Origin of the sequence: Nocardioides marinisabuli (assembly GCF_013466785.1) — a bacterium.
In the GTDB taxonomy this organism is placed as follows: Bacteria; Actinomycetota; Actinomycetes; order Propionibacteriales; family Nocardioidaceae; genus Nocardioides; species Nocardioides marinisabuli.
The window spans coordinates 3,831,380-3,843,608 of sequence record NZ_CP059163.1; the positions used below are offsets into that span (position 1 = coordinate 3,831,380).

At 74.1% G+C, this 12,229-nt stretch carries 11 protein-coding genes; 3 read left to right on the plus strand and 8 right to left on the minus strand.

Annotated elements, in window-relative coordinates; translation table 11 throughout:
• The first annotated feature begins 181 nt into the window (after window positions 1–181).
• A complete protein-coding gene (locus H0S66_RS18450) occupies window positions 182–853 on the plus strand; it encodes an MBL fold metallo-hydrolase (RefSeq protein WP_179616658.1) in 672 nt (223 codons plus the stop codon).
• A 4-nt stretch (window positions 854–857) separates the two neighbouring features.
• Here H0S66_RS18450 and H0S66_RS18455 read toward each other — a convergent pair whose 3' ends face one another.
• From H0S66_RS18455 to H0S66_RS18470, 4 genes are all read right to left on the minus strand, one after another.
• Complete coding sequence (locus tag H0S66_RS18455) at window positions 858–1,478, minus strand: hypothetical protein (protein ID WP_179616659.1); 621 nt, start codon at window positions 1,476–1,478, stop codon at window positions 858–860.
• A gap of 203 nt (window positions 1,479–1,681) precedes the next feature.
• Entirely contained in the window at window positions 1,682–2,737 is a 1,056-nt protein-coding gene (locus H0S66_RS18460; protein ID WP_179616660.1) for a ferredoxin--NADP reductase, read from the minus strand.
• Window positions 2,738–2,741: 4 nt separating this feature from the next.
• Window positions 2,742–3,044 carry a hypothetical protein gene (locus H0S66_RS18465; RefSeq protein ID WP_179616661.1) on the minus strand — a complete coding sequence of 101 codons (303 nt, stop codon included), beginning with the start codon at window positions 3,042–3,044 and terminating at the stop codon, window positions 2,742–2,744.
• Window positions 3,044–4,219 carry a 3-ketosteroid-9-alpha-monooxygenase, oxygenase component gene (locus H0S66_RS18470; RefSeq protein ID WP_179616662.1) on the minus strand — a complete coding sequence of 392 codons (1,176 nt, stop codon included), beginning with the start codon at window positions 4,217–4,219 and terminating at the stop codon, window positions 3,044–3,046. The genes H0S66_RS18465 and H0S66_RS18470 overlap by 1 nt, the downstream gene beginning before the upstream one ends.
• A gap of 134 nt (window positions 4,220–4,353) precedes the next feature.
• Here H0S66_RS18470 and H0S66_RS18475 point away from each other — a divergent pair, with 134 nt between their 5' ends.
• Both H0S66_RS18475 and H0S66_RS18480 read left to right on the plus strand, forming a co-directional pair.
• Window positions 4,354–5,541, plus strand: coding sequence for an acyl-CoA dehydrogenase family protein (locus tag H0S66_RS18475; protein WP_179616663.1), 1,188 nt, complete (start codon window positions 4,354–4,356; stop codon window positions 5,539–5,541).
• Window positions 5,542–5,546: 5 nt separating this feature from the next.
• Window positions 5,547–6,650 (plus strand): acyl-CoA dehydrogenase family protein, encoded by a 1,104-nt coding sequence (locus H0S66_RS18480; RefSeq protein WP_179616664.1) that lies wholly within the window; start codon window positions 5,547–5,549, stop codon window positions 6,648–6,650.
• 16 nt (window positions 6,651–6,666) lie between these two features.
• On the opposite strand, the gene H0S66_RS18485 is transcribed toward H0S66_RS18480, so the two are convergent.
• The 4 genes from H0S66_RS18485 to H0S66_RS18500 form a co-directional block, all read right to left on the minus strand.
• Window positions 6,667–7,941 carry a S8 family peptidase gene (locus H0S66_RS18485; protein WP_179616665.1) on the minus strand — a complete coding sequence of 425 codons (1,275 nt, stop codon included), beginning with the start codon at window positions 7,939–7,941 and terminating at the stop codon, window positions 6,667–6,669.
• Complete coding sequence (locus tag H0S66_RS18490; RefSeq protein ID WP_179616666.1) at window positions 7,941–8,582, minus strand: hypothetical protein; 642 nt, start codon at window positions 8,580–8,582, stop codon at window positions 7,941–7,943. The genes H0S66_RS18485 and H0S66_RS18490 overlap by 1 nt, the downstream gene beginning before the upstream one ends.
• On the minus strand, window positions 8,579–9,172 hold the full coding sequence (locus H0S66_RS18495) for an RNA polymerase sigma factor (RefSeq protein ID WP_179616667.1): 594 nt from the start codon (window positions 9,170–9,172) through the stop codon (window positions 8,579–8,581). The genes H0S66_RS18490 and H0S66_RS18495 overlap by 4 nt, the downstream gene beginning before the upstream one ends.
• 75 nt (window positions 9,173–9,247) lie before the next feature.
• Window positions 9,248–12,031, minus strand: coding sequence for a CHAT domain-containing tetratricopeptide repeat protein (locus H0S66_RS18500; protein WP_179616668.1), 2,784 nt, complete (start codon window positions 12,029–12,031; stop codon window positions 9,248–9,250).
• Between the last annotated feature and the right edge of the window lie 198 nt (window positions 12,032–12,229).

Genomic DNA, 12,229 nt, shown 5'->3' on the forward strand with positions numbered 1-12,229 from the left:
AGTCTCCCTGGTCGATCGAACACGCGTTCGCGATGGTACGGCGGCGCCGCTGCGGACGCACGTTGTCGTCACGCTGTCGCCACACTGCCACCCGCCACCGACAACGGTGCCAGCGCGACGGCCTGCGACCCACACCCGGCCGGTGCGCCGTTCGTCACGCCCGCCGCGGCATGCTGGGCCCATGACCTACCGAGGAGACGTCCGGCCCGGCAGCGACCCGCAGGTGCGCGAGCTGGCCCACCTGAGCATCACCAAGGTCGCGGTCGACCCGGAGATGTCGAACAACTGCTACCTGCTGCGCTGCCGCGAGACCGGTGAGCAGCTGCTGGTCGACGCCGCGGCCGAGCCCGACACGCTGCTCCCGCTCGTGGGCGGTGCCGGGCTGGCCTGCGTGGTCACCACCCACCAGCACTGGGACCACCACCGCGCCCTCGCGCCCGTGGTGGCGGCGACCGGGGCCGCCGTGCTCGTCGGGGAGCCCGACGCCGACGCCGTCACGGAGCAGACCGGCGTCGAGGTCACCCGCCGGCTGGCGCACGGCGACACCGTGGAGGTCGGGCGGTGCCGCCTCGAGGTCCTGGCGATCGCCGGGCACACCCCCGGCTCGGTGGCGCTGAGGTACGACGACCCGGAGGGGCAGCCCCACCTGTTCACCGGCGACTCGCTCTTCCCGGGCGGGGTGGGCGCGACGTTCGGCGACGAGGCGGCCTTCCGCCAGCTCGTCGACGAGGTGGAGCACAAGATCTTCGCCACGCTGCCCGACGAGACCTGGTTCTACCCCGGGCACGGGGACGACTCGACGATCGGGGCGGAGCGCCCGCACCTCGCGCAGTGGCGCGAGCGCGGCTGGTGACGCCTTAGGCGGCGTAGCCGTCGCGCCCGTCGGTGCCGAGGATGTCGCGGATGTCGCCGTAGGGCCACGACCCCGGGTCGGTGACCGGCGGCAGTGCGCGTCGGGCGGGCTCGGCCGGGCCGCCCAGCGGGGTGCGCGGACCGACGGAGGGGGCCGCGGGCCGGCTCGGCGGCGCCACGGCGGCCGAGGTGCCCAGCACCGTGCGGGTCGGCTCGGCACCCGAGCGGGTCAGCCCGTTGAGCGCGGCGAAGACCTCGAGCTCGGCGAGGTCGGGCACGGTGCCGTGCGCAAGGTGGGCGATGAGCTCCTCGTGGGACAGGTCGGCCGCCACCACGACGGCGAGGGTGTGCACGCCGCGCTGCTGGATCCACATCCACATCGTCAGCGGGCGGATCCCGCGGCTGCGGGCCTTCGCCGAGAGCAGGCGGATCTCCTCCTCGGGCAGCTCGTGGGCACGCATCAGCGTCTCGATGTCACCGAGGTTGACCCGCTGCGGGTGGCGCTCGACGTAGCGCAGCCGCCGGTTGCGCTCGCGGGAGCGCTGGCGCTCGCCCACCGGGCCCGACGCGAGGGCGGCGGCGCAGCAGACGAGGAGCACGGCGAGGAGCACGGCGGGGGTGACCATGAGGGTCTCCAGGGGAGTCGGTGGCGGGTGCGGACACCCATCTCAACGACCCCTGTTCCCCCGCGACACCTGTTGCCAACCATTTGAACTTCTGGTCTAGACCGGAGCGTGGGCCCTCGCGGGCCTGGGAGCGCTGTTACCGTCCCGTGGATTTCACGTTGCCGCGTCGTGCAGCACCCGGTGCGGCCCGGCGGCGGGACGGCTCAGTGGTACGTCGCCCGGACGGCGTCGGCGGCCGGCAGCGACTGGCAGGCCAGCCGGATGCCGTCGGCCAGGTCCTCGGCGTCGAGGACGTCGTTGTGCCTCATCGTGACCTCGCCCTCCAGCAGCCTGACCGCGCACGCCGAGCACTCCCCCTCGCGGCACGAGAACGGGGCGGGCACGCCCTTGGCCTCGAGGTGCTCGAGCATCGTGGTGCCGCGCTGCCAGTCGTCGAAGGAGTGGGTGGTGCCGTCGAGCTCCACCTCCAGGCTCGCGGGGCCGACCTCGGGGCCGGCCTCGGGGCCGGTGTCGGTCACCTCGACGACCACGGCCTCCCCGAAGGGGTTGCCCCCGAGCGAGACGAACTTCTCCTGGTGCCGACGGGCCCGCGGGAAGTCGAGGTCGCGCAGCGCGGCCACGGTGGCCTTCATGAAGGGCGCCGGACCGCACACGAAGGCGTCGCGGTCGACGTGCTCGGCGGCGAAGGCCCGCAGCTGCGCCTGGTCCGGCAGCCCCTGCACCGACTCCAGCCAGTGCACGACGTGCAGCCGCTCGGGGTGCTCGGCGGCCAGCCGGCGCAGCTCGGCGGCGAAGATCACCGAGCGCTCGTCGCGGTTGGCGTAGAACAGCACGATGCGTCCGGTGCCACGGGCCAGCGCGGTGCGCAGGATCGACATCACCGGCGTGACGCCGCTGCCGCCCGCGAAGAGCAGCAGGTCGGCGTCGAGCGAGGCGGGGGTGAAGATGCCGCTCGGGGCCAGCGACCGGATGGTCGAGCCCGGGCGCAGGTGGTCGCAGATCCAGTTGGAGGCGTAGCCGTCGACGGTGCGCTTGACCGTCACGGTCAGCGGGCCGTCGTCGTGGGGGCTCGAGGAGAGCGAGTAGCAGCGGGCCGCGACACCGGTCTGGTCCGAGGGGACGGCCAGGGTCAGGAACTGCCCCGGGCGGTAGCGGAAGTGCTCCTCGGCGCCCTCGGGGACCCGGAACGAGATGGAGCGGGCGTCGGCGGTCTCCTCTACCACCTCGACGACCTCGAGCTCGAAGATGTCGGTGTCCACGGCCTCAGTATCCGTCCTCGGCCCCGACGGGGACCGCTCCGTCCCGCACAGCGGCCTCGATGCTCGCGACCAGCCGCCCGCAGCCCTGCTGGAGACCGCGACCGGAGGGGTCGGACGGGCGTCCCGACAGCTCGGGGCACCGCTCGCGGGCCGCGGTGCTCCACTGGATCGAGGTGTGGTGCTCGCTGTTCTTCTTGACCCCGACCTCGGCCCCGCAGCCCAGGCACGCGACGGTGCTGAGCCGGGCCTGGGTGTAGAGCCGCTGGTCCTCCAGCGTCTCGGCGCTGGTGGGCACGAACGAGGCCATCAGGTGCCCGTCATGACGCTCGAGTCCCGGGTGGCCGCGGCCGCGTCGTCGGCCTTGCGCCGCTCGAGGTTCGCGGCCACCTCCTGCTGCCAGTACTCGTTGGCCTTCGTGGTGTCGACCTCGAACTCGAAGCGCTCGGTCATGTCGGGGCGCACGTCGGCGACGTCGACGTAGAACTGCTCGTACCAGCGGCGCAGCTGGTAGACCGGCCCGTCCTCCTCGCAGAGCAGCGGGTTCTGCACCGGCACCTTGTTCTTCCAGATGGCCACGTCCTGGAGGAAGCCGCTGCCGAACATGTCGGCGTACTTGGCGGCGATGAACTGCGCGGTGGCCTCGTCGAGACCCTCGGGCTTCTTGACGGTGATGCCGTACTGCAGCGTGAACGAGTCGGGCCCGGTCGGGATGTGGCAGTTGATCAGCACCACCTCGGTGCGGAAGCCCTTGTAGTCCACGTCGAGCCAGTTGATCATGTACGACGGCCCGTAGTAGGTGGCCTCCGACCTCAGGAAGAGGTCCTCGTCGCCGTAGCCGCCGCTGACGTCGGGGCGCCCCTTGGACTCCATGTACTGCGTGGCGCGGGGCCCCTCGAAGACGTTGCGGAAGCTCGTCGGGAAGGACAGGTGCACGTAGTAGAAGTGCGCCATGTCGACCACGTTGTCGATCAGCTCGCGGCAGTTGGACCCCTCGATCGGCACCACCTCCCACGACCAGCCGGTGTACTCGTCGGTGCCGACGCCGGGCAGCTCGGGCGGCAGCAGGTCGTGGTCGGGCGCGGAGCCCTCGGGGTCGTGCCAGATCAGCAGCTGGTCGTTGCGCACGACGGTGGCGTAGGTCTGGGTGCGGGCACGCAGCGGCACCCGCCGCGCGTACGGGATCGACTTGCAGCGCCCGTCGCCGCCCCAGCGCCAGTCGTGGAACGGGCAGGCGATCTCGTCACCCTTCACGCTGCCCTGCGACAGGTCGCCGCCCATGTGGCGGCAGTAGGAGTCGAGGACGTTGAGGCCGCCCTGCGAGTCCTGCCAGACGACCAGCTGACCGCCGAAGCCGGCGACGCTGTGCGGCCTGCCGTCGGCGAAGGTGCTCGCCAGGCCCAGGCAGTGCCAGCCCCGCGCGTAGCGCTCCGGCGCGGTCCCCGCGTCGAGGAGGCGGGGCGTGCTGCTCGTCGTGCCGCTCATGGTGGATCTCCCAGTCGTGCCGGTGGACCAAAACGAGAACAGGTTATAGTTTTCTGACGTGTGGCGCCAGCCACACGCGCCGAGCGCGGCCCCGTACGACCGCCTCGATCCCCCGAGCAGACCCGGAGTCCACCATGCACCTGGCCCTCGAGCCCGAGCAGCTCGCCCTCCGGGAGGAGCTGCGCGAGTACTTCCACGCCCTGGTCACCCCCGAGGTGCGCGCCGGCCTGTCGGCGGCCACCGGGGAGTTCGGCGAGGCCGGTGTCTACAAGGACGTCATCCGCCGGCTCGGCAGCGACGGCTGGCTGGGCATCGGCTGGCCCACCGAGTACGGCGGGCAGGCCCGCTCGATGCTCGACCAGCTCATCTTCACCGACGTCGCGGCCGACTACGGCGTGCCCATCCCCTACCTGACGCTCAACACGGTCGGGCCCACGATCATGCGCTACGGCACCGAGGAGCAGAAGGAGTACTTCCTGCCCCGCATCCTGGCCGGTGAGCTGCACTTCTCCATCGGCTACTCCGAGCCCGGCTCGGGCACCGACCTCGCCTCGCTGCGCACCCGCGCGGTGCGGGAGGGCGACGAGTTCGTGATCAACGGCCAGAAGATGTGGACCTCGCTGGTCCAGTACGCCGACTGGCTGTGGCTGGCCTGCCGCACCGACCCCGACCTCCCGCGGCACAAGGGCCTGTCGATGATCCTGGTGCCGGCCGACTCCCCCGGCTTCTCCTACACCCCGGTGCACACGGTCGCCGGGGTCGGCACCAGCGCCACCTACTACGAGGACGTGCGGGTGCCGGTCGGCAACCTGGTGGGCGAGCTCAACGGCGGCTGGTCGCTGATGACCAACCAGCTCAACCACGAGCGGGTTGCACTGACGTCGTCGGCCCCGCTGACCCAGTCGTTGGCGCAGGTGCGCCGATGGGCGCAGGAGACCAAGAACCCCGACGGCCAGCGGGTGATCGACACCGAGTGGGTGCAGGTCGCGCTCGGTCGCGCGCACGCCCGCATCGAGATGCTGACCCTGCTGAACTGGAAGCTGGCCTCCGACGCCGACCGGGGCGTCGACCTCTCGCCCGCCGAGGCCTCGGCCACCAAGATCTACGGCTCCGAGCTGGCCACCGAGGTCTACCGCTCCCTGATGGAGGTGGTCGGGCCGCAGGCCGGCCTCGCCGCCGGCTCCGAGGGCGCGGTGCTCGCCGGGCGGCTCGAGCGCTACCACCGCTCCGCCCTGGTGATGACCTTCGGCGGCGGCACCAACGAGATCCAACGAGACATCATCGGCTACGTGGGCCTGGGCCTGCCGGCAGCGAAGAGGTGACCAGGATGGACTTCACGTTCTCCCCCGAGCAGGACGAGGCGGCCGAGCTCGCCGCACGCATCCTGGCCGACCGGACCGGCACCGAGCGGCTGCGCGCCGTCGAGGCCGCGGGCGACCGCTTCGACCGCGAGCTGTGGGCCGAGCTCGGCTCCGCGGGCCTGCTGTCGCTGGCGGTCCCCGAGGCCCACGGCGGCGCGGGGCTCGGCCTCGTCGAGCTGTGCCGGGTGCTGGTCGAGGTGGGCCGTCGCGTCGCGCCGGTGCCGCTGGCCGTGCACGGCGCCGCGGCCCTGCTGCTGGCCGAGCACGCCGGCGCCGACCAGCAGGCCCGCTGGCTCCCCGCGGCGGGTGGGGGCACCGTCGTGCTCACTGCCGCGGTCGCCGAGGAGCGCAGCCACCTGCCGTCCCGCCCGGTCGTCGCCGCCGAGCCGCACGCCGACGGGTGGGTGCTCAGCGGCACCAAGGTGCTGGTGCGCGCCGGCGCCGCCGCCGCGGCGTACCTGGTCAGCGCGAGCACGCCGGAGGGCGTGGGCGTGTTCCTCGTGGAGGCGGGGGCGCCGGGACTGGGGATGGCGACCGGGCGCACCAGCGACGGCGACACCGTGGCGCGTCTCGACCTCGGACGCACGCCCGCCGAGCCGGTCGGGGCCCCCGGCGACGCCACGGCTGCCCGGCTCGGCCACCTGCTGACCGTCTGCACCGCCGCCGAGCTCCTCGGGGTGACCCAGGAGGCGCTGCAGCTCACCGCCGGCTACGCGCGCACCCGTGAGCAGTTCGGGCGTCCGATCGGCACCTTCCAGGCCGTCTCGCAGCGCCTGGCCGACGGCTACATCGACGTGCTGGGCCAGCGGCTGGTGCTCTGGTCGGCGGTGTGGCGGCTGGCCGAGGGCCTGCCCGCCGACACCGAGGTCGCCGTGGCCAAGCTCTGGGCGGCCGACGCCGCGCACCGCCTGGCGCACACCACCGTGCACGTCCACGGTGGTGTCGGCATCGACCTCGACGGCGAGGCGCACCGCTACTTCACGACCGCCAAGCGGTTCGAGTTCGCCTTCGGCAGCGCCACCGAGCAGGCGCTCGAGATCGGGCGCCGCCTGGCCGCCGAGCCCGCTTGAGGGCCGGCACCCGGGCTCAGCGGGAGGCGAGGTAGCGCAGGCTCGAGAGCAGGTCGACCGTGCCGTGCTTGATCCGCTTGCGCTCGTCCTCGTCGAACTCGCGCGCGGTCTCCTGCACGGCCTTCTCCCCGTCCTTGCGGTCGGCGCCCGCAGCGCGCAGCAGCGCCACCTGACCGCTGACCTGGGGCGCAGCCATCGAGGTGCCCGCCCACCGGGCGAAGCCGCGCGAGGGCACCGGCCCGCGGACCCGGCTGCCGGGCGCCGCCACGTCGACCCAGTCGCCCCAGTTGGCGAACTTCGAGACCGAGTCCTTGCCGACCGAGACCGACGTCACGCTCAGCACCTTGTCCAGCTCCGCGGGATAGGCCTTGCGGTCCTGGGCCGAGTTGCCGGCTGCCGCCACGACCTCGACACCGTGCGCGTGCGCGTGCTCGATGGCCTCGTCGACCAGGTCGGACTCGACCCGGCCGGAGGTGCCGAGGCTGAGGTTGACGACGTCGACGCCGAGCTCGGTGGCGTCCCAGATCGCCTGCGCGACCAGGTAGATGCTGCCGGCGCCGTCGCTGTCGAGGACCCGCATCGGGACGATCGTGACGTCGGGGGCGACGAGCAGCACCATGCCGGCGACGAAGGTGCCGTGGCCGTAGGCCTCGTCCACGACACCGTTCTGGTTGCCGTCGAGGCCACGCGCACGGTCGACCGGACGGCTGTCGTCGTCGACGTAGTCGTAGCCGTCCCGCAGGTGCCCGCGCAGGACGGGGTGGCTCCGGGCGACGCCCGTGTCGAGCACCGCGACCCGCACCCCCTGGCCCGTGCTGATCCGGTGGACCCGCTTGAGCTTGAACTGCTTGGCCAGCGGCTGGCGCAGGAACGCCTTGCTTTTCTTGCCGATCTTCCTCGGCGTCCCCTGCGGCCAGCTGTGGTAGTGGCCGTCGGCCAGGACGGTGCGGACGTCGGGCTCGGCGAAGACGACCCCGTCGTGCTTCTCGATGTCCTTGGCCAGCTCCGCGGCGTCCTTCTCGTCGTCGTCGCCGTCCCACGCCTCGGGGTCGGTGGGGCGGTAGAGGTAGACCTGGCGCGACGCCAGCACGTCGTCGTGCAGGACGACGGGGAAGTCGCGCTCCACGTCCTGGGCGGTGTAGCCGCTGGCCGGGTCGAGCTTCACCACGATGTCGGTGCCGCGCCCGTCGCGCTCGTCGTCGCGCCGGTCCCCCGACGAGGGGGAAGGCACGGCCAGCAGGGCCCCCGCCAGGACGGCGGCGGCGACGGCTCTCAGGGACGTGGTCTTCATCAGGACTCCTCGGTCTGCAGGTCGAGCTCGGCGATGATCGTCATCTCCCCGTTGCTCACCCTCAGCTCCGTGGCGCCTCGCGGCGCCAGCACGCTGAAGCGGCCGACGGCGTCGGCGTCGACCGACAGCGTCGCCCGGTCGGGGCAGAGGACCTCCGCTGTGAAGATCGGGGAACCGGTGTCGTGGCTGAGGAGGACCTGGCCGCGCAGGTCGACCTGGTCGGCGTCCTCGTCGACCCGGGCCTCGACCATCAGGTCGGCCAGCTCGCAGCGGTAGACGAGGTGGCGCGCCGGCCCCGGCATGGTCGCCGCAGCGCCTCGGGTGGCCAGGCCCAGCTGGTGGCGGTGGCTGTCGAAGACGAGCGAGGCGACCACCTCGAGGAGCTGGGAGACCCGCGAGGACGGCGCGCGGTGCCACTGCTGGAAGGACTGGCGCAGTCGTTGGCGCAGCACCGGGGGCGGTTCGACCAGGGGCATCACCTGACCGGCCGCGAGCACCTCTCGGACGAAGTCCGCCTCGGCGCGGAAGTCGGGGTCGGACCCCGCCAGCCGGGCCGCGTGCTCCGCGTCCTGGGCCGACAGGCGCCCCTCCACCCAGTCGGCGGCCAGCGCGCGCGGGGGGCGGGGCTCCGAGGCGTTCACGACGCCTCCGCCACGAGCTGGCGCAGCCGGGAGAGACACCGTCCGCGCAGCGGGCCGATGCCACCGATGGAGCGCCCCATCTCGCGGGCGACCTGGGCGTAGGTGGGCCGACGCACGTCGAGGTAGAGCGCCGTGAGGAGCTCTCGGCACGGGCTCCCGAGCTGGTCGAGCGCCGTGTGCAGCACGCTGAGCTGCTCCCAGTCGAGCAGCCCTCCGCCGTCGACGAGCCCGTCGGGGTCGAGCGACTGCGGCTGGGCCGCGGGACGCTCGCGGTTGCGCCGCTCCCTGACCCGCCAGGCCTGGCGTCGGGTCACGGTGACCAGCCACCCCACCAGGCGCTCGTCGTCCTTGACCGAGTCCTGTGACTCGAGCAGGGCCAGGAAGGTCGACTGGGCGACGTCGACGGCGTCCTCGGGGTCCAGGCCGCTACGCAGGGCCACGCTGTACACCAGCCGCTGGTGCCGGTCGATGAGGACGTCCCACGACTCGGTGTGGCCGGCGCGGATGCGGCGCAGCAGGTCGGCGTCGGACAGCGGCGCACGACCGTCGGCGTACGACGGCCCGGTGGGCGACGACGAGTGCTGTGGCATCGGCAGGCTGGTTCCATGTGTCGGCGGTCACGACACCCAGTCAACGAGCCTCACCCGCGCGAGGTCACCGGTGGACTAGACCGCTGCCTCCGTCGGATCAAGGAGTCGCTGCGCCGACACCGCGCGCGCCCTGGTCGGGCCCACGACCAGCGCGAAGGCGCCCCAGAAGTAGGGGTGCAGCCCGCCCGCCACGGCGTCGCGCTGCGCGGCCCTGAGCGCCTCGTCGGCGGGCGTCCCCGACGCGAGCGCGCGGTGCAGGGCCGCCATCACCTCCGCGGTCGTCGCGTCCGCCACGTGCCACTGGCAGACCACCACGCCCGCCGCCCCCGCCGCCAGGAAGGCCCAGGCCAGGCCGACCGGCTCGCGCTGGCTGGCATGGGTGCCCGACTGGCAGGCGCTGAGCACCACCAGGGCACCGTCGAGGTCGAGCTGGACGACCTCGGCCGAGGGCAGCCAACGGTCGTGCAGCCGCAGCCGGGAGAAGAGCGGGTCCTGCGGCTGGTGCAGCCCGTGGCAGGCCACGTGCACCACGTCGGCGCCGGCCACGGAGGCGGACAGCGCCGCCACCGTGGCCTCCGGGCCCGCCAGGAGGACAGCACCGGGGTGGCAGCCGGCGACGGCCCGCGCCTCCTGCTCGACCAGGGGCGCGTCCTCGTCGGGCACGCCGGCGACCACCGCCCGCGCGGCCCTCGGGAGGGCCGGGGCGGCCCCGTCCGCGTCCAGCAGGCTCGGGGCCTGGGTGATCGTCCACCGTTCGAGGAGGTGGGCCTGCCCGTCGTGCAGGGCAGCGAACGGCACGGTCCCCATCTCCCCGTCCGGCACCACGCACAACCGGGGCCCCAGGCCGACGAGCAGGTCGGCGACCGGCTCGATGAGCAGGTCGTGGAGGTCGCGCAGCGTGGCCCGGGCCGACCCGACCAGGGGCCGGGCGCCGGAGGCGAGGTGCGCCGAGGCGATCGCGGCACGGCTCCACTGGTCGTCGAGGTCGTCGAGCAGGCGGCCCAGGCGGCCCACGACCCCGGGCAGCCGCCGCGCCTCGACCCGGTCGGGCCGGTGCACGAAGGCCAGCAGGTCGTCGCCCGAGACGTGGTAGGCCAGCGTCGGCACCAGCACGTCCCGGCGTCCCGCCCGGCGCTCGCGCACGCCCGGTCCGGCGGCCCCGCCCAGGTGGCGCGTGCGCAGGCTGCTGACCCGCCGTTCGAGGTCGCGGGTCCGGGTCGGCGTCGCGGGCGGGGCCTGCTCCTCGGCGAGGTACTGCGCCTGCAGCTCGGCGTACGCCTCACCCAGGTCGCGGCCCGCCGCCGACAGGACCGGTCCCCGGCCCGCGGCTCGGGCGAGCAGGTCGGCGAGCGTGCGCGCCCGGACGTCGTCGGCCACGTGGCTGGCCGCGGCGACGTCCCCCGGTCCGCCACGCTCGAGCAGCACCTCGACCAGCTCGCCGTGCGCCTGCGAGCGGTGCATGCGGAACGCCGTCAGCAACGCGTAGTCGGGCAGCGACCCGGCCGCGCGCTCGAGCGCGGCCAGGGCCCGCACCAGGTGGTCGGCGGCCAGGTCCAGCTCACCGCGGGAGCGCAGCACCCTGGCCGTGCGCAGCTCGTGCTCGTAGCTGAGCTCGGGCAGGTCGAGGCCGGCCACCAGCGCGGCCACCGCCCCCAGGCGCTCCTCGGCCTCGGCCGGGTCGGTGGCCAGGTCCGCCCGCAGCAGCCGTGCGCTCACCAGCGGCACCTGCCAGCCCCCCGCCTCCAGCAAGGCGACCGCCTCGTCCGCCGCCTCGCGCGCCTCGTCCTCCGCGCCCAGCCCCGCCAGGCCCTGCGCACGCGCCAGCGCCACCCTGGCCAGGTGCTGGCGGTCGTCGACCTCGGCGAAGAGCGCCCCGGCCCGCTGCAGCTCCTCGAGCGCCGACCCGCACCGGTGCTCCGCGAGGTCGCACAGCGACACCAGGAAGCGCGCGCGTGCCTCGTCGTGGCGCAGCCCCGACCCGGCGGCCTGGGTCGCCGCCGAGCCGGCGGCCTCGCGCGCCTCGTCCCACAGCCCGACGGCCAGGTGGGTCTGGGCCAGCGCGAGCCGCAACCGCACGGCCTCGGTGAGGGCCCCCAGCCGCTCCAGGCTGCCTCGGGCCTCCTCCAGCAGCCGCAGGGCCTCGCCGACCTGCCCGAGCTGGCGGTGCGCCTGGGCGGCGTCGCCCCGGCACTGCGCGGCGAACGCGGGGTCGTCGGCCCGCTCGAAGATCTCGATCGCCCTGTCGAAGGCCGCCAGCGCCTCGACCGGACGGCCCAGCGCGAGCAGCTCGAGCCCGGTGTTGGCCAGGGGCAGCGCGGTCTCGTCGTGCCGGCCCAGGGCGGCGTACTCGTCCGCGGCTCGGGCGTAGGCCTCGAGCGCCTCGGTGTGCCTGCCGACCAGCCCGTAGGCGACCCCCAGGTTCTTCACGGCGTGGGCCCGCACGTAGCGGGCCTCCTGCCCGTCGTCCGCGGGACCCGCCGTGCCCAGCTCGGCGAGGGCGGCCGACAGCCGCTCGCCCACCTCGATGGCCTCGTGGTGGCGCCCCAGGTCGTCGAGGACGTGCATGCGCCCCAGGTCGGTGCGCAGGGCGGCCAGGGTGTGCCCGGCCTCGCTCCACCACCGCCGAGCGTCGGCGATGAGCGCCAGGGCGGCGTCGAGCTCTCCGCGCTCGGTCATGATCTGGGCCCGCACGTACCTGGCCCGGGCCAGGCGGCTGCGGTCGGCGGCGCGCTCGGCGCGACGGTCGGCCCACACGGCGAGGCGCTCGGCCCGGCGGGGGTGGCGGTGCACCAGGCCCCCCGCGCGGTCCAGGACCGCGTCGAGCAGGCGGGGCTCGTCGTCTGCGGTCGGCTCCGGCACGCTCCGAAGGTACGCGAGAGCAGCCCGCGACGGGCCCGCACGGAGGTATCATCAGGTGTCCCCGCGGTTCCCGGAGAAATCTGTCCCGGCCCGGATCAAAGTGGCCTCTCGGCGACACCGCCCGCGTGCGAGTACACGCCTTCGGCCCCTCGCAACAGTCTTGCGATCGACCTCGTGGCTCGGCAGTGTCGGGGTCGA